General features: G+C 64.0%; 16 protein-coding genes and 3 pseudogenes. 12 read left to right on the forward strand and 7 right to left on the reverse strand.

Features of this window, described 5'->3' with window-relative positions:
* Nucleotides 1-3: 3 nt before the first annotated feature.
* From BES08_RS26870 to BES08_RS34800, 4 genes and pseudogenes are all read left to right on the forward strand, one after another.
* On the forward strand, nucleotides 4-465 hold the full coding sequence (locus BES08_RS26870) for a nuclear transport factor 2 family protein (protein WP_069709870.1): 462 nt from the start codon (nucleotides 4-6) through the stop codon (nucleotides 463-465).
* Entirely contained in the window at nucleotides 462-1835 is a 1374-nt protein-coding gene (locus BES08_RS26875) for a phosphotransferase (protein ID WP_069709871.1), read from the forward strand. The genes BES08_RS26870 and BES08_RS26875 overlap by 4 nt, the downstream gene beginning before the upstream one ends.
* Before the next feature lie 140 nt (nucleotides 1836-1975).
* Nucleotides 1976-2146, forward strand: a complete 171-nt coding sequence (locus tag BES08_RS33225; RefSeq protein ID WP_156799991.1) for a pentapeptide repeat-containing protein — start codon at nucleotides 1976-1978, stop codon at nucleotides 2144-2146.
* Nucleotides 2147-2178: 32 nt separating this feature from the next.
* A pseudogene (locus BES08_RS34800) lies at nucleotides 2179-2283 on the forward strand (pentapeptide repeat-containing protein); the annotation flags it as partial.
* Here BES08_RS34800 and BES08_RS26880 read toward each other — a convergent pair.
* Nucleotides 2252-2461, reverse strand: a pseudogene (locus BES08_RS26880) (transposase); the annotation flags it as partial. The pseudogenes BES08_RS34800 and BES08_RS26880 overlap by 32 nt on opposite strands.
* A gap of 357 nt (nucleotides 2462-2818) precedes the next feature.
* Between BES08_RS26880 and BES08_RS33780 the strand changes: the two are divergent.
* On the forward strand, nucleotides 2819-2971 hold the full coding sequence (locus BES08_RS33780) for a hypothetical protein (protein WP_197524514.1): 153 nt from the start codon (nucleotides 2819-2821) through the stop codon (nucleotides 2969-2971).
* On the forward strand, nucleotides 2958-5024 hold the full coding sequence (locus BES08_RS26885; protein ID WP_069709873.1) for a recombinase family protein: 2067 nt from the start codon (nucleotides 2958-2960) through the stop codon (nucleotides 5022-5024). Before BES08_RS33780 ends, BES08_RS26885 begins: the two co-directional genes overlap by 14 nt.
* 27 nt (nucleotides 5025-5051) lie before the next feature.
* Here the strand turns inward: BES08_RS26885 and BES08_RS26890 are convergent.
* Nucleotides 5052-5596 (reverse strand): annotated as a pseudogene (locus BES08_RS26890) (IS5 family transposase); the annotation flags it as partial.
* Nucleotides 5597-5904: 308 nt separating this feature from the next.
* Here BES08_RS26890 and BES08_RS26895 point away from each other — a divergent pair.
* The 4 genes from BES08_RS26895 to BES08_RS26910 all read left to right on the forward strand — a co-directional run bounded on the left by BES08_RS26895 (nucleotide 5905) and on the right by BES08_RS26910 (nucleotide 10788).
* Entirely contained in the window at nucleotides 5905-6201 is a 297-nt protein-coding gene (locus tag BES08_RS26895; RefSeq protein WP_069709874.1) for a LysR family transcriptional regulator, read from the forward strand.
* A 236-nt stretch (nucleotides 6202-6437) separates the two neighbouring features.
* On the forward strand, nucleotides 6438-7550 hold the full coding sequence (locus BES08_RS26900) for a hypothetical protein (protein ID WP_156799992.1): 1113 nt from the start codon (nucleotides 6438-6440) through the stop codon (nucleotides 7548-7550).
* Nucleotides 7551-7619: 69 nt separating this feature from the next.
* Nucleotides 7620-9971, forward strand: coding sequence for a TonB-dependent receptor (locus BES08_RS26905; RefSeq protein WP_197524543.1), 2352 nt, complete (start codon nucleotides 7620-7622; stop codon nucleotides 9969-9971).
* A gap of 64 nt (nucleotides 9972-10035) precedes the next feature.
* Nucleotides 10036-10788, forward strand: coding sequence for an SDR family oxidoreductase (locus BES08_RS26910; protein WP_069709877.1), 753 nt, complete (start codon nucleotides 10036-10038; stop codon nucleotides 10786-10788).
* A gap of 30 nt (nucleotides 10789-10818) precedes the next feature.
* Here BES08_RS26910 and BES08_RS26915 read toward each other — a convergent pair whose 3' ends face one another.
* From BES08_RS26915 to BES08_RS26925, 3 genes are read right to left on the reverse strand one after another with little or no spacing between them, the layout of a single operon-like run.
* The gene (locus BES08_RS26915; RefSeq protein ID WP_069709878.1) at nucleotides 10819-11595 is read right to left on the reverse strand and encodes an SDR family oxidoreductase; all 777 of its coding nucleotides are present in this window, start codon (nucleotides 11593-11595) and stop codon (nucleotides 10819-10821) included.
* A complete protein-coding gene (locus BES08_RS26920) occupies nucleotides 11592-13046 on the reverse strand; it encodes an aldehyde dehydrogenase family protein (protein WP_069709879.1) in 1455 nt (484 codons plus the stop codon). Before BES08_RS26920 ends, BES08_RS26915 begins: the two co-directional genes overlap by 4 nt.
* A 57-nt stretch (nucleotides 13047-13103) precedes the next feature.
* A complete protein-coding gene (locus BES08_RS26925; protein ID WP_069709880.1) occupies nucleotides 13104-15425 on the reverse strand; it encodes a TonB-dependent receptor in 2322 nt (773 codons plus the stop codon).
* A 307-nt stretch (nucleotides 15426-15732) separates the two neighbouring features.
* Between BES08_RS26925 and BES08_RS26930 the strand changes: the two genes are divergently transcribed.
* A complete protein-coding gene (locus tag BES08_RS26930) occupies nucleotides 15733-16947 on the forward strand; it encodes a hypothetical protein (RefSeq protein WP_069709881.1) in 1215 nt (404 codons plus the stop codon).
* Between the two features lie 16 nt (nucleotides 16948-16963).
* On the opposite strand, the gene BES08_RS26935 is transcribed toward BES08_RS26930, so the two are convergent.
* Entirely contained in the window at nucleotides 16964-17614 is a 651-nt protein-coding gene (locus BES08_RS26935; protein WP_069709882.1) for a TetR/AcrR family transcriptional regulator, read from the reverse strand.
* A gap of 160 nt (nucleotides 17615-17774) precedes the next feature.
* Between BES08_RS26935 and BES08_RS26940 the strand changes: the two genes are divergently transcribed.
* Nucleotides 17775-18959 carry a multidrug effflux MFS transporter gene (locus BES08_RS26940; RefSeq protein WP_197524544.1) on the forward strand — a complete coding sequence of 395 codons (1185 nt, stop codon included), beginning with the start codon at nucleotides 17775-17777 and terminating at the stop codon, nucleotides 18957-18959.
* Here the strand turns inward: BES08_RS26940 and BES08_RS26945 are convergent.
* Nucleotides 18932-20035 (reverse strand): phosphotransferase family protein, encoded by a 1104-nt coding sequence (locus tag BES08_RS26945; RefSeq protein ID WP_231958500.1) that lies wholly within the window; start codon nucleotides 20033-20035, stop codon nucleotides 18932-18934. The two genes, BES08_RS26940 and BES08_RS26945, sit on opposite strands and share 28 nt — an antisense overlap.
* Between the last annotated feature and the right edge of the window lie 42 nt (nucleotides 20036-20077).

The following is a 20077-nucleotide window of genomic DNA, read 5'->3' on the forward strand; positions in this document are numbered from 1 at the left end:
ATCATGGGAATCGAGATCGAGGACAAGGTCCGCGAGTTCTGCGCGGCGTGGGGCGATGGCAGCGATACAAGCCGGCCGGACGTCGACAGGATCCTGGCGATGATGGCGCAGGACGCCGAATGGCAATTGTGGGTGCCGGGTGGCCCGATCGTGAAGGGGCAGGCCGCGCTGCGCGCGGAAATCGAGCGCCAGATGGGCTTCGCGACCAACAACAAGTGCAACGAAGTCAACATCGTGTCGAACGAGCGAATGGTGATGCAGGAGCGCTCCGACACCGCGATCATCATGGGCAGGCCTTGCCCTCACCAGATGGTCGCGATCTACGAATTCGACGACGACGGACTGATCGTGCGCTGGCGCGAGTATCTCGACATGGCCGATCTCACCCGCAAGATGGGCATCGACGAGGCCGCCGCGGGTGGCAGCGAGATCCCCGAACAGGCCGCCACGGGTGCCTCGGCATGACCGCGCCCACGGCCCTTAATGTCTACGACGATGCGGCGGTGGCGCGGATCACCGCCTTCGTCGAGCGCGAAACCGGCGGCAAGGTCGTCGGGCTCGAGCGTCTGGTGCGGTGGCGGCCTTCGTGGTTCGTCGACGTGGAGAGCGCCGGTGCGGTGCGCCGCTTCCACTTGCGCGGCGATCGCGGCGGCGACGTCTCCATCTTTCCCGATCTCAAGCGCGAGGCGGACATCATCGCGCTGCTGCACGGGCAAGGGCTGCCGGTGCCGGAGGTCCACGCCTATCTGGCCGATCCGCCCTGCATCCTCATGGAAGCGATCGCGGGCACGCGCGATTTTTCGGGATTGGACGCCGCCACGAAAAGTGCGATCGGCCGGGTCTACATGCGGGCGGTCGCCGGGATGCACCGTCTGCCGGTGGAGCCGTTCGTCGAAGCGGGCGTGCATTTGCCCGAAAGCGCCGAAGGCGTCGCGCTGGTCGGGCTGGATGCCTACATGGACCACTACGTGCGCACCAAGAGCCGGCCCGAGCCGCTGATCGAGTTCGTGATCGTTTGGATGCGGCGGAACGTCCCGCGCCATCGCGGCGGGCGCGCCGGGTTCATCCAGTTCGATTCCGGTCAGTACTTGGTCGATGATGGGGCGATGACCAAGCTCTACGACTTCGAATTCTCGATGATCGGCGATCCTTTGTTCGACATCGCCACGATGGGCATGCGCAACAGCTACGAGCCGCTTGGCGCGCCTTTGCCCGAGCTTGTGCGCTATTACGAAGAGGCAACCGGCGAGCCGCTCGATCACGCGGCGGTCGTCTTCTACGTGCTGCAGTTCTCGGTGCTGGGCACGATGCAGTTCACCGGGACCGTGGGCGAGCCGGTTCCCGGCGATCCGCATTCGGTCTATCTGATGTTCGACCTGTCGCTGCGGCGGTCGATCCTGCTGGCGCTGTCGGCGCTGATGGCCGCGCCCTTGCCGGAACTGCCGCCGCTGGGGCGGGATGCCGGCGACAACGGCCCCCTGCTGGCCAAGCTCGCCGACACGCTGGCCACGCTGCCGGTCGAAACCGAAGCGGCGCGGGCGCACAAGGTGCAGGTTGCCGAACTCGTCGAATGGGTGCGCCGGGCGGACAGCCACGGCGCCGATGTGATCGCGCGCAACCTCGCCGACGTATCGGCATTCCTCAAGCGCCCGTTCGGCACCTGGGGGGAAGCCAGCGCCGCGCTGGAGGCTCACATCAAGGTCGCGGGCCCGGCCGAGGACGCGGCGATCTTCACCTTGCTCGCAGCCCTGGAGGGGCGCCGCCTGCAAGTGTTCGGGCCGACCGCGCTAGGCGTAGCGGCGATGCACGTCGTATTGCCGGATACGCGCGGTTAGGCCGGCTTAGAAGCGGCAACGTCGGTTCTGCAAATTACCGTCGCGCGGGTCGTTCGGCGGCACGTTCGAGTGAAGGCACGCTCAAGTCCAGCCCCAGAGGCGGGTTCCCACCACACGGACCAGCGGCCAAAGAGGCGGGCATGGCCCGTCCAGCCCCGACGCCGCGTAGGCTGATCGAATGGGACCTCGACCTCAGCGGAGTGAGGTTCGAGCGCTGTTCGATGCCCGGCGTGCGGGTCGAGCGCGCGTTGCTGATCGGTGCAATGTTCCACGGCTGCCGGGGGTCGCAGCGCCTCGTTCGCGGGGGATGACCTGACCGACACGGCGATCGACGGGGGATTTCAACAACGCCTCGTTCCGCAATGCGCGGTTCGAACGCTGCAAGCTGACCGGCGCCGATCTAGGGCGCGGACTCATTACGCGTTGCACCACAGCCTCACGCAGATGAGCTTGATGGCCGCGAGATAGTTGGCAGCGTCCTTGTCGTATCGCGTGGCGATGCCCCGGAACTGCTTGATCCGATTAAAGAAGCGCTCGACGAGATTACGCTGGCGGTAGAGCCATGACGAGAAGTCGAAGCGCTGCTTACGGTTGGAGCGGTTGGGAATGTTGGCCCAGATGTTTCGGGCCGCCGCTATCACATGTTCATTCTGCCCATGTCGGGCAGATGGTAGAGTTTCACTACCGTTGGCATCCATATTACGGCGGCCGTTTTCGGTATGAAGGCCGCGAGGATCGGGCCAGTGGTGCGATTGTCCGGGTAGAGATCAGGCCGGGCGAGATCATTCAGGTTTCGGAGTGGATGCTGGATAGGGCGTTTTGCGCTGGTATGGCGATGGGCGAACCGCGGATTGCGGTGACTGGCCTCGTGGAGCTTCATAGACTGCTTACCGATCGCGGTTTCAGGCAGACTTCGTCGGATGGTCTCACCCCCATCCAGGAGGCGCCCTGTGAAGGCATTACCACCACCCTCGACGTTACCGATGCTGGCCCGTCAGTTGAGCATGCCGCTCGATATGCCGCAGATTCGGGGCCTGACCGACGCGGAACGCAGCACGGTTGTCGCCAAGTTGGCGACCCTCCTGATGGCGGCGGCCGGCGTCGCGGCGAAGGAGCCGAGCGATGACGGGCAATAATCTCATTCCGGCCACGGTGCTTAATCGCAAAGCTGTCGTCTACGTTCGGCAGTCCACCTCGGGCCAGGTCCAGAACAACCTGGAGAGCCAGCGGCGTCAATATGAACTTGTCGATGTTGCGCGCCGCTGGGGGTTCCGTGATGTCGAAGTGATCGACGATGACCTCGGCCGTACCGCCAGTGGCGCTGCCGACCGCCCTGGTTTCGAACGACTGGTGAGCGGCCTGTGCACAGGTATGGTCGGCGCGGTGCTGTGCCTGGATGCATCGCGCCTTTCCCGTAATGGTCGAGACTGGCATCACCTCCTGGAACTGTGCGGCCTGGTGGAAGCGCGCGTGATCGATCTCGATGGCGTGTATGATCCTTGTCGACCGAATGATCGCTTGTTGTTGGGCATGAAGGGCAGCATCAGCGAGTTTGAGCTCGGCATTTTGCGAACGCGCATGCTCGACGCGGCGCGCGCTAAAGCACGACGGGGGGAACTGCGCCTCAGTGTTCCGATCGGCTATATCTGGCACCGCGATTATGGTCTGGGGCTTGATCCTGACCTTCGGGTGCAGGAGGCTATCCGCCTTATCTTTTCGCGCTTCCGCGAGCTTGGTAGCGCCCGCCAGGTGCTGATTTCGCTCACCACGGACAATTTCCATTTCCCCCGTCCTTCTGACGGGCGCAAAAGAGTGTCCTTCGATTGGGTGCCGCTTCGCTATCGGAGCGTCATTTCGATCCTGAAGAACCCGTTCTACGCTGGGGCATACGCCTATGGCAAAAGTGAGAAGCGGACAGAGATTGTCGATGGCAGGGCTCGCAAAAGCTACGGCCACGGCAAGCCTTTTGGAACGTGGGAAGTGCTGCTCCGGGATCATCATGAAGGCTACATTGATTGGAGCGAGTTTGAGAGGAACCAGAGCCTTATTGCCGTTAATACCTTTGCAAAGAAGGGCGGCATCAAATCTGGTCGTGGCGGCCAGGCTTTGCTTGCTGGTCTGCTCACCTGTGGCCGATGTGGAAGGCGGTTGTCTGTTTCCTATAGAGGGCGGCCAAGCCATCCCTATTATCAATGCAAAAGTATCAACCAAATGCTGGCCAAACCCCGATGCATGACTTTTGGCGCGTCTCGGATCGACCCTGCTATTGGCAAAGAAATATTGAGCGCCGTAACGCCAATGGCAATCGAGGCCGCAATGGAAGCTGACCGGGCGCATCGGGATAATCTGGAAGAGCGACATCGCATGATGGAGCTGGACTTGCAGCAAGCGCGATACGAGGCGTCTCTTGCTGAGCGCCGCTATGCCGCTTGCGACCCTGACAACCGCCTGATCGCTGCTCAACTTGAGAAGAGTTGGGAATCCGCGCTCAGGCGCGTGGAAACCTGTGAAGCTGCTTTGACGCAGGCAAGACAAATCGACGCAGGCATCCCAATCCCCGATTTCGCCGGCATTGCCACTGACTTGGAGGCTGCTTGGAGCGCACCAAACGTCGATACGCGGTGTCGCCAGCAACTCCTGCGCACTCTCGTGACTGATATCGTTGCCGATGTTGACGAAGAGCAACGTGAAGTCATTTTGACGATCCACTGGAAAGGTGGTCAACACTCTCAGCTGCGTATTCGCAAACCGAACCCTGGCGAACATGGCCAGAAAACGCCGGATGCTGCCCTCGCTGTAATGCGGTCCATGGCCACCCGATGGTCCGACGCCGACATTGCCGCTACTCTGAACCGGATGGGAATGCAGACCGGGCAAGGAAAAACGTGGACCGCACGCCGTGTCGGTGCACTGCGCACGGTCCATAAAATCCACGGATACCGATCTGCTGAGAAGAATGGGGAGTGGCTCACACTGACCGAAGCCGCGAAAAAGCTTGGGGTTACGGCCCATCGCGTCCGTCGACTGATCAAGGAGGGCGTGCTCCCTACCGAACAAGTTGTACCGGATGCGCCGCACCAAATCCGAGCCGCAGACCTGGAAAAGGACGAGGTGATCCAGTTTCCGCGTTACAGAGGCCCGTGTCGCATTAAAATGGAAAACCAAAAGTCCCTGTTTCCGGACGTTTGAAGAGGAGGTGCATAATGAACCAGTCGTTGCCGCCTCGCGAATGGTGGTGCTGTCATAGCCCTTGTCGCCGAGCAGGGTAGCGCCCTCGGGGATGGTCTCTATCAGCGCTTCAGCTTCGCACGCATCATGGACCTGCCCACCCGTCAGTCGCAGGCCGACAGGACGTCCATCAGCGTCGACAAAAGCGTGGAGTTTGGTCGTAAGGCCGCCCCGGGAACGTCCCATGCCATGATCGCTGCATTCCCCTTTTTGCCCGTCGCACCGTGCTGGTGGACGCGCATGCAAGTAGAATCGATCATCACCAACTCGCCGTTGAAACCGGCGGAAACCGCCGCCAACAATCGGTCCCACACTCCGGCCTTTCGTCAGCGGATGAACCGGTTGTAGCAGGTCGTCGATGGACCATAGCGCTCCGGGACCTCTGCCCACGGCGCACCAGAACGGAAACGCCAGAGTATCCCGTTCAGCACCCGGCGGTCATCGACGCGTGGCACTCCACGCGGCTTGTTGGGCAGCAACGGCTCGATGATGAGCCATTCCTTGTCCGTCAGTTCATACCGCCGCCGCGTCATAAGCCCTCCGTTTCCGAAGGCCGCCTGAATCACGCCAAGGCCGACAACTCAACCCGATTTATGAGTTTGCACCCTAATCAATGCTGGCACGATGGGCCTCGATTTCGAGGAAGTGCTGTTCTCCTACGCCAAGCTGCCGGGCGTCTCGTTCCGTTAGGCAGTGCTCAAGCGTGTGGACTGGCCGAGGCGGACTTGCGCGGCGCGGATCTCTGCGGGATCGAGATGATGGACGCGCGGCTGTTTCGCGGCGCCCTGATCTCGCGCGATCAGGCGGCGGATCCGCTGGCGCAGATGAGGCTCAAGGTGCTGTGAGCGCGATCAATCCGCACGCGCGCAACTTGTCGCGGCTCTCGGTCTCGAGCACGATCGCGCTACGCGAGCGGCGCTTGGGCGTCGTCTTGTTCGAGCGGCGGCGTGGCGGCATCGCGCTGACTCACGAGTGCGAAGTGCTGCGGCGCCGGGCCGAGGCGCTCTCCACCCTGCTGGCCGACGCCGCCAGCGAGGTCGAGCGTGCCCGCCACGACATCCTTGGCCTCTTGCGCCTGTTCGCAGGACTACGGAGATTATTCCCTATTAACAATATGTTAAGTTCCGCAATAAGGTAAACAAAAAAACTATATACAGATAAATTAAATGCTATTAGTTTTTTGTCGAAATGAGGGATGCCGGAACGGCGGACCGACACGATAGAAGCCTGACATCACTGATTGGGCTGGAGAGAGGACCCCGAATGCTGAGAGACACCGCTTTGTCGTTCGTTTCGCGCCGCTCGATGTTGGTAGGCGGATCTACAATGTTGCTGGCTGGTACGGGGGCGGGTCGCTTGTTCGTGGATGATGCAATGGCGACCGTCGCCAAGCAGACACCGGCGCCGGGGAAAGTCGACCAGAGCGTGCTGTTCCAGATGGTGTCCCAACCCATCAAGCTTTCCGACGAAGGTGCGAACACCCGCGGCCGGGAGCAGATGGAGACGTTCAACGACAGCGGCTTCATGATCCGCGCACGCGCGGAGACCGGTGAAGACATTCAGCTTTGGACATTCCTGTACCAACAGCGTTCCAGCGAAGTCATCATCAACGGCGATCTGTGCCAGACCTGCCTGATTGTCAGCGATTTTCCGGCCGACGAGCAGTCGACGATGCACGATACACCGTTCCTCAACAAGGGGCAGAGCGTCGAGGACTACTACAAGCCGGGCGACCTCAAGATCACCGAAACGCCCTCGAAGGTGACATGGTCCCTGGGCGGGCGCGAGATCATTGCCACCAAGGACCTCTGGGAAATCAAGGGGACGCACAACGGCGTTCGGACCGACCTGCGGGCCAGGCCGCTCGGGCCGGGCTTCTTCCACGTGGGCACCTTCGAGAAGCTGGGCAAGCAGGGCGCTGCCGGATACCAGGCGCACATGGCCATTGAGGGCGAGATCGAGGCGAAGGGCAAAGTCTACAAGATCACCGGGTACGCCGTCCACGAACGTATCTACATCGCCTTCCCGACCATTCCCCCGCGCCTTGAAAAGAACCGGGGAGGCGGCTCCAACTGGCTGCACTGCTTCGGCCCGGAATTCAGCTTCTACATCCTGAATGCGTCGGTCGGCGGCCATGCCACGGCGATGGTCCAGGCCGGGGGCAAGCAGTATCTCGCCGGGGGCGATGCCAACATCCGCACCACGCCCACGGAATACTGGATCGACCCGAAAAGCGCCCAACGCGTGCCGTGCAAATGGGACATCTGGATCAAGACGTCCGACGGGAGCGAGATGAAGGCGACCGCGGTGGCCAATGGCCGCAGCTATTACTACTGGCTCCGCCGCGGTGGCCTGCTGACCGTGCACCAGTTCAAGGGGGACAGCGAGGCGACGTTCACGATGGCGGACGGCAAAGTGCTGCGTTCGAAGCAGTTCTTCCACAACGAATTCATGCGCACGTACTACGAGCAGGTCACCGGAGACTGACGCCCTGCGTCACCGTCGGCCGCTCAGCAAGGCTGCGGCGATAACATAGAAAAAATGGGGGAAGAGACGATGAATATCCGTGCAGTGCTGGCCTGCGGTGCAGGATTGATGAGTTTGGTCGCAGTGCCCTTCCAGGCGCGGGCCCAGGAGGAAGCACAGGGCGTTGTGCAGGAGGATGCCGATGCGCCCCAGCACCACGCCCCGGCGGCCGGCGCGGGCGACATCATCGTTACCGCGCGCCGCGTCGCGGAGAAGCTTCAGGACATTCCGTTGGCGGTGACCGCCCTGAGCGGCGAGGCGCTGGCGGCGCAGGGTGTGCGGCAGCTCACCGATCTCAGCGCGACGGTGCCCAACCTCAACATCGTGGGCGCCAACGCCGATGCCCAGACGCTGTTGGTGACGATCCGCGGCCAGAACGCGGCGAATTCGATCCTGACGACCGACAACTCGGTGGGTCTGTACATCGATGGCGTGAACGTGCCGCGGACTTATGGCCTGCGTGCCGGGCTGGTGGACATGCAGCGTGTCGAAGTGCTGCGCGGGCCCCAAGGCACGCTCTATGGGCGCAACACCACGGGCGGCGCGATCAGCTTCATCACCAAGGACCCGAACGACGAACTGGGCGGACAGGTCCAGGCCACGCTGGGGAACTACGATCTGCGCGGCGTCACCGGCATTCTCAACCTGCCGGTGACGGACGGGGTCGGCGTCCGCTTCGTCGCGGTCCGGTCGAAGCGTGATGGCTTCGGCAGGTCTCCGATCACCGACAGGCAGCTGATGAGCGATGATTCGACGTACCTGCGCGGCAAGCTCAAGGTCGACAAGGGTGATTTCACGGTATCGATCACCGGGGACTACCAGCGCAACAATGCCGGCGGCCTGATGTCCAAGTTGACGGGCCTCACGGCATCGCCGACGTCTTCGATTATCCGGGAAGCGGCGGCCGAAACCTTTGGGACTTCGACGCCGGATGCGGCGCAGCTTGCGGCGGCACGCACCATTCTGGAATCCTACATCAAGCGCGGGCCGTTTCGGACCAGCTACGGATACGGGAACAGCATCTTCGGCGCCAACTCGTCGGGAGTGGACCGCCGGCCGGCATCGCGCAGCGAAACCTGGAGCGCGGCGCTCAACGTGGACTACAACCTGTCCGACTCTCTTACCTTGCGGTCGATCACCGGGTATCGCAACGTCAAGAAGTTCTCGACCAACGATTACGATGGAACGCCGTTCATCGTGAACAGTTCGCAGCTATCCACCAAGGACGACTTCTTCAGCGAGGAGTTCCAGCTACTTGGAGAGGTGGGCAGCCTGAATTACGTGGCCGGGCTGTTCTACAGCTACGAAGACGGGACCGAGAAGCAGGAAGCCACCAGCCTGTACTACCTCAACAATCGTTCCCTCACCGTCTTCGACGGCGACATCACCTCGAAAAGCTATGCCGTCTTCGGGCAGGCGAACTGGAATTTCGCGCCCGGCTTCTCGCTGACGGTGGGTGCACGGTACACCAAGGAGGTGCGTGAGTTCCTGAACCGCAACCGGCTCATCTCCGGGGCCGGGGTGGTCACGTATCTGCCTCCGGCCCTCAACGCCGACGGGACCCCGGGCAAGTTCTACGAGAACACCTTCAAGAAGCCCACCTGGCTGGCGTCGCTGGACTACAAGATTTCGGACGATGTCCTGGTCTATGGCAAGATCACGAGGGGCTTTCGCGGAGGCGGGCAGCAGCAGCGTTCGACCACGCTCATCAATGCAGTACCCTTCGGACCCGAAATCATCACCGAATACGAGATCGGCCTGAAGTCGCAGTTCTTCGATCGCAGGCTGACGCTGAACCTGGCGGGCTTCTACGACGACTACACCGATATCCAGCGTACGCTGCTGTTCGCGACCGACTTCGGGACCGGGACGCTGCTGACCAATGCCAGCAAGGCGCGGCTGATGGGCTTCGAAGGCGAGGCGACCTTGCGGGTCACCGACGAACTGACCCTGCGGGCCAGCGTCGGGACGTTCGATCCCAAGTACAAGGACTATGTCGACGCCGCCAACGTCGATCACTCGAACGAGCCGTGGCCGGCGCCGACGACGAACTACCAGCTTGGCGCGGATTTCCGTAAGCCCGTCGGGATCGGAGAGTTCGCGGCAAACGTGAACTGGAGCTGGCAGAGCGATTTCAACACTTATCCCAGCGCGGCGCTGGCCGACCAGGTCACGCAGAAGGGATATGGCCTGCTGAGCGGAAAGCTTGGGCTCAGCATCGATGCCTGGAATGCCGACATCTCGGTGTTCGGCCGCAACCTGCTGGCCAAGAAGTACTACAATGCCGGCGTGAGCCTGGAGGCGCTCGGCTTCAACACACTTGCCGCGGGCGATCCGCGCACGTTCGGTGTGCTGTTCATCAAGCGGTTCGGCGGCGAATAGCCGCCGTCCCGCGCCGGGTGGCGGCAGGCCGCGCCCGGGACTTGTCTGGACGAGGAGGTCGGATATGCCGCAACTCACGCTGGCAGGGAAAGTAGCGCTCGTTACCGGAGGGTCGCGCGGCATCGGCGCGGCGATCGTGCGCCGTCTTGCGAGCGAGGGCGCCCATGTTGCGTTCAGCTATGCAAGTTCGCCCGGGGCGGCCGAGCAGGTCGAGCGTGCCTGCATCGAGGCCGGAGGGACAGCCAAGGCGTTTCGGGCCGACCAAGGGGACGCCGCGCAAGCGGAGACCTTCGCGCGCGTCGCCGGGGATCATTTCGGGGGCGTCGACATCCTGGTCAATTCGGCGGGGATCTATGCACCCGGAAGCTTCGACGAGCCGGATTTCGACCTAGCCGCGTTCGACCGCATGATGCTGGTCAACGTCCAGGGCGTCGTGCGGACCGTTCTGGGCGTCGCGCCGATGCTGCGCGACGGAGGCAGGATCATAACCGTGGGGACCAGCGGCGTGCACATGGGGCGTTTCGTCGGCTCGGCGGGCTATGTCGGCGCAAAATCGGCACTCACCGGGTTCACGCGCGGCTGGGCGCGCGATTTCGGGCCGCGCGGCATCACCGCCAACATCATCCAGCCCGGCCCCATCGACACCGACATGAATCCCGAGGGCACTCGCTTCTCGGCCAGGCTGATTCGCACCACCTGCCTCGAACGCTATGGCAAGGTCGAGGAAGTAGCAGGGGTGGTGTCGTTCCTGGCGGGCCCGGACGCGGGGTACGTCACCGGCGTTTCGCTGCTGGTGGATGGCGGGCAATGCGCATGATGCGGCGGCCTCGACGGAACGAGGGCCGCTTCAGGGCCGGATGATCCAACCGCCGTCTACGTGCAGGACCTGGCCTTGTATCCAGCTTCCGGCGTCGCTGCACAGCAACAGGAGGGGGCCTACGAGGTCCTCCGGCTGGCCATCGACCCGCATCGCCACCGTGCGTTCCAGCATCTGGCGAATCGGCGATTCCTGCGGCGTCAGCTTCTTGCCGGCATCGCTGTTGGTGATCCCCGGTGCGATGGCGTTGACGTTGATGTTGCGGGGCCCCAGTTCGTAGGCGAGCGCGGTCGTCAGGCCGACCAGCGCCAGCTTGCTGATGCCGTACAGCCCCATCGGCGGGAAAGCACCGCCCGAGACTTGGTTGACGATCTTGCCGCCACCACGCTCCACCATCATCGGCACGACCGCCTGGCAACAGTTCAGGGCACCCGTCAGGTTCACCTGCAGGACCTTGTTCCAGTCTTCGAGCGGGCAGTCCATCAGGGGGCGCCGCGTGATTTCAGCCATCATCGCCGCGTTGTTCACCAGGATGTCGACGCCGCCCCAGGCACTGCGCGCGACTTCGGCCATCGCGCCGACGGAATCGGGATCCGCGATGTCCACGCGTACCGCCCCGGCCTCGCCGCCGCGCGATGCGATCTCGTCGACGACCGCTTGGGCGCCTTCCAAGTTGAGGTCCGCCACCAGCACGCGTGCGCCCGCCGCGGCGAGGGCCAGGGCGTAGGCGCGACCGATGGAGTTGCCGCGCCCGCCGGCGCCTGTGACGATCGCGACCTTGTCGGCCAGGGTTTTGGCCACGCTCATGCGACTACGACCGTCTTGTAGCGTAGGAACTCGTCCAGGCCGGCGCGCCCGCCTTCCTTCCCGTACCCGCTCAGGCCCAGTCCTCCGAAGGGCATGTAGGGTGCGGTCTGCGGTGCCCCATTGACGTAGACCCCGCCGGCTTTGAGGCGTTCGGCGATGCGGTGGACGCGGGCGATGTCGTTCGACTGGATATAGGCGGCCAGTCCGTAGGGGGTACTGTTGGCGAGTTCGACGCCGTGGTCGTCGTCGTCGAACGGCATGCAGATGACGACCGGGCCGAAGATCTCGGTCTGCGCGATCTCGCTGTCGGGATCGACGTCGACGATGATGGTCGGTTCGATGAAATTGCCGCCGACCAGGTCGCCGCCGCAACGCTTTCCGCCCAGGACGATCCGCCCGCTGTTATCTTCGCGGACCCGGTCGATCATCGCGATCACCCGGTCGCAGGCCTGGGCGCTGACCAGCGGACCGACTTTCACGTCCTCGTCGAACGGGTCGCCCACCTTGTAGCCCCTGGTGATCTCGATCAGCCGTTCGATCACCTGATCGTAGATGCTGCGATGGATAATCAGGCGGGTCGGCAAGGCGCAGCCCTGGCCGGCGAGGATCGCGAACGTCCAGGCGGCGGCGCGTTGGCACACGGCGTCGATGTCGACATCGGGATAGACGAGGCTGGCGGACTTTCCGCCAAGTTCGAGGACGGCGGGCTTGAGCTGCTCGGCGCAGGCCACCAGGATCTTCTTCGCGGCGACCGGCCCGCCCGTAAAGCTGATCTTCTCCACCCGGGGATCGCGGACCAGGGCCTCGCCGGCCTCGATGCCGCCGGGGAGGATCGACAGCACCCCGTCGGGAATGCCGGCATCCTTGGCCAGGCGTGCGAAGAGGTCGGGCGCGAACGGCGTGTTCTCTGCGGGCTTCACCACCACGCAGTTTCCTGCCGCGAGGGCCGGGGCCACTTTCATTCCGAGCGAGATGAGCGGCCCGTTCCAGGTGATGATGATACCCACGATGCCGATCGGTTCGGGGCTGGAGTAGCTCAGGTGGCCGCGCGTGTGGTGGGTGGAAATCAGCTGGCCATCGATCTTGTCGGCCCATCCGGCATAAGTCGCGAACCAGTCCCCCGCGCGCTGGGCCATGCGGCGCCCATGCGCGAGCGGAGTGCCGCCATCCCTGGCAGCGAGCCGGGCGAATTCCTCGACATGGTCCCAGATCAACTGGGCGAACCGCAGAAGGATCTGTCGCCGTTCGTCCGGGTTCGTGAAGCGCCAGGCCTCGGCTGCCTGCGCGGCGCGGTCCACGGCCTTGCGGACCTCGACCGCGCCGGCCAGCGGAATGGTGCCCTGGGGCGCGCCGCTGACCGGGTCGTGATGGACGAACGTTCCGGCGCTGCCCTCGGACAGCGCATCGTGACCGATGCGAATACTGGCGGAAAGCGGACTGGAATCGAGCATGGGACGAGCCTCGGACAACGGAAAAGGCGAAGGGAGGATGGATGCCTCGGGGCCGGGCTACATGCCCCCGAACCGGAAGCGGACCTGCACGCCCACCGTGCGGGGGTCGCCGGCGGCCAGCGTGTTGAAGCCCAGGCCTTCGAGGCTGACGCCGGCGTTGTAGTATTTCTTGCCGAGGATGTTCCGCCCGAAGATCGATATGTCGGCGTTCCAGTCGTCGAGAGCCAATGCGATCCTGCCGTTGAGCAGTCCGTAAGCCTTCTGGGTCACCTGGTCGGTCTTTACCGCGCTGGGATAAGTATTGAAGGCGCTCTGCCAGCTCCAGTTCGCATCGAGGGTGAGGTCGCCTACCCCGGTGGGCAACACGTAGTTCGCTCCGAGCTGATAGTTCGTCGTCGGAGCCGGCCAGTCCTCATCGGAGTGGTCGACGCCGTTGTCGTCGACATAGCCCTTGTATTTGGCATCGAAGGTGCCGATGCTCGCGCGGAGCGTGAATTCCGGCGTAACCTTGAATGTCGCCTCTCCCTCGAAGCCGAGGATGCGCGCCTTGCTGGCATTGGTCAGCGCGGTTGCGGCGCCATAGGGCGTGACGATGAACAGCACGCGCTGGACGTCGGTGTAGTTGTCGTAGAACCCGGCCAGGTTGAGCGTGAGGCGTCGGTCTAACAGTTCCGACTTCAGGCCGAGCTCATACTCGGTGATGACTTCCGGGTCGAACGAGGTTGCCGCCGCCAGCGAGGTCGCGCGCTGCTGCTGGCCGCCCCCGCGGAAGCCCCGCGCGGACTTGGCATAGACCATGACGTCGTCGCTGATCTTGTAGTCGAGCGAGGCGAGCCAGGTGAACTTCTTGTAGCTTTCCTCGTACTTCCTGCCCGGCGTCCCGTCGTCGTTGAGCGCCGGAGGCACATAAGTGATGGTTCCGGCCGCATTGACCACCCGGTTGCGGTTGACCAGTTCACGCACTTCTTTGGTGTATCGCCCGCCAAGGGTGAGCGAGAAGCCGGGCGCGAACTTCCAGTTGGCCTGTCCGAAAGCGGCGTAGCTCTTCGAGGTCACGTCACCGTCGAACACGGTACGCGAACGGCTGATGTAGTAGGTGGAGTTCGATTGCTGGACTTCGGTGCCGTCCTCGTAGCTGTAGAACAGGCCGCCGACGTAGTTGAACTGGCTATCTCCGCCAAGGACCTGAAGTTCCTGGCTGTAGAAGTCGTCCTTCGTCTCCAACTGTGCGCTGTTGATGATGAAGGGCGTGCCGTCGAAGTCGGTGGTGGTGAACTTCTCGACATTGCGGTAGCCGCTGATCGACCGGATGGCGAGATCGTCGGAAAGATCGAATTTCAGGTCGAGCGACGCGCTCCAGGTCTTGCTCGTCGATGCCGGCGACCAGTCCACGCCGCCCGCGTTCTTTGCGAAGATGCTGCTACCGTAGCTGTAGCTGTCGTGGAACGGCGCGCGCTTGACGTAGGACTGCAGGATGTTGCGCGCGGCCGCCAACTGGTCCGCGGTAGGCGACGTGGTGCCGTAGACTTCGGCCGCGACTTCGCGGATGGCAGGCGAGGTGGCCGCGTCGGTGATACCAGTGAGCTTGGAGATCAGGCCTCCGGCGTTGTTCTTCTGATAGTCCACCGTCGCCGCAGCCGTCAGCGGGCCGCCGGTATCGGCCTTGATCTTGGCGCGCAGATACGTGCTGTCGTCGCTCATCAGGTCGTCGCCGGTATTGGCGGACTTGCCGTAGCCGTCGTGCTGGCTGCGCACCGCTACGAAGCGGGCGCCCACGCCATCGGTGATCGGGACGTTGAGGATGCCGGTCAGGCCCCACAGGTTGTAGTTGCCGCCGGTCGCCTGGATCGAGGCCCCGAGCTTGTCGTCCGGGTCCTTGGTGATGAAGCTGATCGCGCCGCCGGTCGTGTTGCGGCCGTAAAGCGTACCCTGGGGCCCGCGCAGCACTTCGACCCGGGCGATGTCGACCAGGCCGGCACGCAGGCCATAGGTGCGCGGGACGTTGACGCCATCGATGTACATGCCCACCGAGTTGTCGGTCGTGAGGATGGAGTTGGCGGCGTTCTGGCCGCGGATCGTCACCAGCAGCGTCTGGGCATCGGCGTTGGCGCCCACGATGCTGAGGTTCGGAACCGTGGCGCTGAGGTCGGTGATCTGGCGGACGCCCTGTTGTTCCAGCGCAGCCCCCGACACCGCCGAAATCGCGATGGGCACGTCTTGCAGCCGTTCCTCTACCCGCCGTGCCGTCACGATGATGTCGTTGTCGGTCGCAGGCGCGGCCTGCTGCTGGTCTTCGGCATCAGCCGCCTGCGAGGCAAGCGGCCATGCGAGCACGATCAAGCTTGCATGGCACAGCAGCATCTTCGCCTTGGTAAGCACACCTTCTCTCCCCTCTCCAACGCCCGCGCGATCTGCGTCGGCAGGCGGCATATCGCAAACAGTTCATTCCTGACGCGCGGCCATCAGGCGGAATATGGAAATTGGACCCGGCCCATCCGCTGTCCGGCGATGGTGGGGGATCAATGATACCGATTGGGATCATAACAGCGATATCAGGGCGCGCAACAAAAACTTTATAGCATTCTTTTATTGTTGCTCATTGAGTTGGCGTCGATATATGATACCAATCGGTGTCATTATAGCCGACTTGTGGTTAAGCCCAAGCGCCGGAAAAGAGGAGTGGGAAATGCGTGCTGGCTACGACTTGTTCGACATGGGAATCAGCCGTCGGGCAACGCTGGGCGGCGGTGGAATGCTGCTGGCCGGGGCGATGCTGCCCGGGGTGGGCGCGCTGGCGCGGGAAAGCGCCGACAAGGCACCGGACGCGGCCAAGTCGTCCGCCGTGCTGTTCCAGATGATCTCCGCACCGCTGACGCTTGCCTACGAGGGCGCGTTCACCCGGGGGCGCGAACAGTTCGAGCTGTTCAACGACACGGGCTTCCTCGTTCGCGCCACGGCCGAGACCGGCGAAGACGTGCAGCTCTGGGTGTTCTTCTACCAGCAGCGCGGGAAGGAAATGGTGATCGATGGCGATCTGACCCAGACCGCGCTGGTCGTCACCGACTTTTCAGGCCCGGACTCCGAGAAAATGCACGACACGCCCTTCATCAACAAGGGGCAGAGCGTGGAGGACTATTTCGCCCCCGGAACCATGAAGATCGTCGAAACACCGACCAGCGTCACCTGGTCGATCGGCGGGCGTGAAATGCACACCGATGGGAAGACCTGGAGAGTGACGGGCGAGCATGCAGGCGTGAAAACCGATCTGCGCTTCACGCCCCGCGGCCCGGGCTTCTTCCATGTCGGTCGGTTCGAGGACCTGGGCACCCGGCCGGGAGCCGCCGGATACCAGGCGCACATGAATGCCGAAGGGCTGATCGAATTCCGGGGCAGGGTATTGAAGGTCAAGGGTTACGCGGTCCACGAGCGCATCATCCTCTCGTTCCCGACCCTGCCGCCCCGCCTCGCCAAGAATCGCGGTGCCGGATCCAACTGGATGCACAGCTTCGGCGACGAGTTCAGCTTCTACATCCTGAATGCAGCCGAAGGCGGGCATGCGACCGGGATGATAAACATGAAAAGCGGGGAGCAGTACCGTGCCGTCGGCATGGAGAACATCATCGTCGAACCGACCGACGTCTGGGTCGATCCGCTCACCCTCCAGCAACTGCCGCGGCAATGGCGTATCACCATGAAGACCCCGCAGGGCGATCTGCATGCGACCATGTCGGCCAATGGCAGGGGATATTACTACTGGATGCGCGAGGGGGGGCTGATGATCGTCAACCAGTTCGCCGGCGTTTCGGACGCATCGTTCACGCCGAAGGACGGCAAGGCGATCGTTTCGCGGCAGCTGGCGCACAACGAGTTCATGCGCACGTTCTACGAACAGCACGCATGACGGAACCGAGGGGAGCTCACGGTGGGGTGATGGCGCCGTTCAGTAGCAAGGCGACGGCGCTGCGCACCCAGTCCTCGCATTTCTCGGGGGGCCAGGGCGCGCCGATCAGGGCGGCGCGCTGTGGATCGAAAAGGATCATGACCGTCGCAAGCCGCGCGTTACGATCGATATCGTCCATTCGCAGGCGCCCGCGCGCCACTTCGTCGCGCAGGATTTCCGCAAGCTGGGCCTCGCTGCTCTTGGACCGCACCGTGCCGGCAAGTTCGGCAAGGTGCGGGAACCGCCAGCCGTCCGTGATGAGCAACCGGAACAGGCCCATGATCTCCGGGCGCAGCGCCAAGCGGACCAGGCTGTTCCCGAACGTGATGAGTCGCTCCGTCGGGCTTACGTCAGGGCCCGGGTCTTCGAGCGTCACGCGTGCGCCCGTCAGCAGGCTCTCGATCACTTCGACGAGCAGTGCGTCCTTGTCACCCAGCTTGAGATAGATGGTTCGCTTGGTGACCCCCGCCGCCACCGCGATCTGGTTGAGGCTGGTGGCCTCGAACCCCTGTGCGAGCATGAGCTGCTTCGCGGTTTCGACGATCCGGTGCGGAAGCTGGTCCGCGTCGTCTTTCGTGGGCCGGCCAAGCTTGGAACCTTCGGCTTTCGGGTGTTGCGTGCGAACCATTTGGCGGCGGGAATAGCAGGACCAAGTCAGTGTTGTCACGCGCGTCCTGCGAGGTTCTGGAACTGCCGATCGGGGAGCGTGTATTGTCGGCCGTTTTGTCATCGCCCTCATCTTTCCCCTGCCACGGCCTGGATCGGCCCTTGTATGGAGATTTTCAATCGTGACTGCCCGAAAGATACCCCTGTGGCTGCTGGGGCTCATCACGCTGAGCGGATCGCTCGGCATGCACGTCTTCGTGCCCGCGCTGCCGCTGGCAGGCATGGAGCTGGGAGCGGACCCCCGCCTGATGCAGTGGACGATCGTGGCCTACATCCTCGGCATGGCGCTGGGTCAGCCGTTCTACGGGCCGATCGCGGATCGCTGGGGACGCCGGCCGGTGCTGCTGGCCGGTCTCGCCACGTTCGTCGTCGGCGGCGCGGCGGCGGGGCTGGCGACGGGCGCGCATGGTCTCATCGCGTCCCGCTTCGTGCAGGCGCTGGGCGGATCGGCGGGGCTGGTGCTGGGCCGCGCGATCGTGCGCGATTCGGCGATGGCGGGCGAGGCGGCGAGCAAGCTGGCGCTGATGAACCTGAGCATGACGATCGGCCCCGGCCTAGCGCCGCTGGTGGGCGGGGCGATCGCCACACTGCTGGGCTGGCGGGCGATCTTCGCGGTGCTGACCGTGGTGGGCCTCGCCAACCTGGCCTGCGTCTACGCGCTGCTGCCCGAGACCCGCGCGGTGCGGGCCGACAAGGGGCCTTCGGTGCTGCGCGGATACGGGCATTTGCTGCGCTCGCCGGCCTATCTGTACTACACCATCGGCGGGGGCTGCGCGACCTCGTCGCTCTACGCCTTCATCAGCGCGGCGCCGCTGATTTTCGTGCATCAACTGCACAAGGACCCCGCAAATCTGGGGTTCTACCTCACCACTATCGCGTTAGGGCTTTCGGCCGGGGCGCTCACCGCGAACCGGATTTCGCGGCGGGTGGCGGTGCATCGGCTGCTCGGCTGGGCCACGCTGGTGAGCCTGCTGGGGGCGGGGACGTTCCTCGCCTCGGTGCTGGCGGGGCAGCTTGGAGTGGCGGTGACGCTGGCCTCGATCGCGGTCTTCACCTTCGGGGCGGGGTTGGCGAGTCCCTCGGCATTGGCGGAAGCCTTGGGGGTGGACCCGGCGCTGGCGGGTTCGGCTTCGGGCCTTTACGGTGGGTTGCAGATGGCGAGTGGGTCGGTTTTCGCGGCTTTGTCAGGGGTCGGGGGCAATCCGGCGCTGGCGGCGGCGCTGGTGCTGGTGGGGGCGGTGCTGGCGAGCCAGTGGTGTTTCTGGCGCGCCGACCGGCTTCAGGCGAGGGCTCCGGCGCTGGCCTGAAGGTCGATGATCGCCTTGCATTCCTCGAGCAGGCGGGGGACCAGGCTTTCGAATATCGCGCCGACTTCCTTGCTTTCGAGGCCGATAGCGGCCCTCGCCACCTTGTACTCGACAATGCAGGCCAGTTTGAACTGGGCTAGGGTCATGTAGTAGTCGAGACCTCCCGTATCGCGTCCAGTGCGTTCGGAGTAGCGGCGGGCGACGGCCTGGCGGGTGGGCATGCCGGCGGGGTCGAAGTAGGCGGAAACCGGGCGTCTGAGCGGATCGCGCTCGTCGTGGAGACTGTAGACCAGCAGGCCGAGGTCGAGCAGCGGATCGCCGATCGTGCACAGTTCCCAGTCCAGAATCGCCGCCAGACGGGTGGGCAGGCCATGCCCGAACAGGCAGTTGGGTGCACCTATGTCGCCATGAACGATACCTGGGAGTGACATGGGCGGCCGGTTGGCGTCCAGCCACGCCGAGACTTCCTCCAGCCAGGGCAGATCGCGCGCCGTCCACCCCGGATACTCCCTGGGATAGCTGGCGAGCTGCGAGCGCCAGCGTCCGACCTGCCGTTCGAGGAACCCTTCGGGCCGCCCGAAATCCTCCAGCCCCGCCGCCCGCCAGTCGACGCTGGCGAGCGCGGCGATCGCGTCGGCCATCGCGAACATCACCTCGCCCCGGTGCGGTGCGCGGTCGAACGGGGGCGGATAGTCGCAGCCGGTGGCGGTGAGTTGCCCGGCCCAGCCTTCGACTTTGGCGGTGATCGTGAACGGCGCGCCGATCACGCCTGCATCCTCGCACACCGCGTAGAGGTGGGGGTGGGGCACGGCGGTCCCCGCCAGCGCGCCGAGCAGCCGCGCCTCGCGCAGCATCGAGCGGGCGCTGCCCGGCGGCGCGTCGAGCGGAGTGCGACGCAGGATCGCCAGGGGACCGCCGCGATCGACTCCGATCGTCGCATTGCTGGTGCCGCCGTGCAGGAACGCGAGCTCCAGCGGCCCCGATCCCAGTTCGGGTACATGCGCATCGAGCCACTGGGCCAGGCGCGCGCGGTCGACCAGGGAATCGAGGTCCATCTTCTGGCGCATCATGCTCATACCGCAACTACTTCCCAAATTGACAATATGTTGTCGTTTAGC

The sequence above is a fragment of the Novosphingobium resinovorum genome, from assembly GCF_001742225.1.
Lineage (GTDB): Bacteria > Pseudomonadota > Alphaproteobacteria > Sphingomonadales > Sphingomonadaceae > Novosphingobium > Novosphingobium resinovorum_A.

Coding starts and splice junctions, on each gene's coding strand:
- BES08_RS26885 (WP_069709873.1), top strand. CDS start 2,958: ATGACGGGCAATAATCTCATTCCGGCCACGGTGCTTAATCGCAAAGCT.
- BES08_RS33225 (WP_156799991.1), top strand. CDS start 1,976: ATGGCCCGTCCAGCCCCGACGCCGCGTAGGCTGATCGAATGGGACCTC.
- BES08_RS26920 (WP_069709879.1), bottom strand. CDS start 13,046: ATGCTCGATTCCAGTCCGCTTTCCGCCAGTATTCGCATCGGTCACGAT.
- BES08_RS26930 (WP_069709881.1), top strand. CDS start 15,733: ATGCGTGCTGGCTACGACTTGTTCGACATGGGAATCAGCCGTCGGGCA.
- BES08_RS26905 (WP_197524543.1), top strand. CDS start 7,620: ATGAATATCCGTGCAGTGCTGGCCTGCGGTGCAGGATTGATGAGTTTG.
- BES08_RS26945 (WP_231958500.1), bottom strand. CDS start 20,035: ATGAGCATGATGCGCCAGAAGATGGACCTCGATTCCCTGGTCGACCGC.
- BES08_RS26915 (WP_069709878.1), bottom strand. CDS start 11,595: ATGAGCGTGGCCAAAACCCTGGCCGACAAGGTCGCGATCGTCACAGGC.
- BES08_RS26900 (WP_156799992.1), top strand. CDS start 6,438: ATGGCGACCGTCGCCAAGCAGACACCGGCGCCGGGGAAAGTCGACCAG.
- BES08_RS26910 (WP_069709877.1), top strand. CDS start 10,036: ATGCCGCAACTCACGCTGGCAGGGAAAGTAGCGCTCGTTACCGGAGGG.
- BES08_RS26875 (WP_069709871.1), top strand. CDS start 462: ATGACCGCGCCCACGGCCCTTAATGTCTACGACGATGCGGCGGTGGCG.
- BES08_RS26870 (WP_069709870.1), top strand. CDS start 4: ATGGGAATCGAGATCGAGGACAAGGTCCGCGAGTTCTGCGCGGCGTGG.
- BES08_RS26935 (WP_069709882.1), bottom strand. CDS start 17,614: ATGGTTCGCACGCAACACCCGAAAGCCGAAGGTTCCAAGCTTGGCCGG.
- BES08_RS33780 (WP_197524514.1), top strand. CDS start 2,819: ATGCTGGCCCGTCAGTTGAGCATGCCGCTCGATATGCCGCAGATTCGG.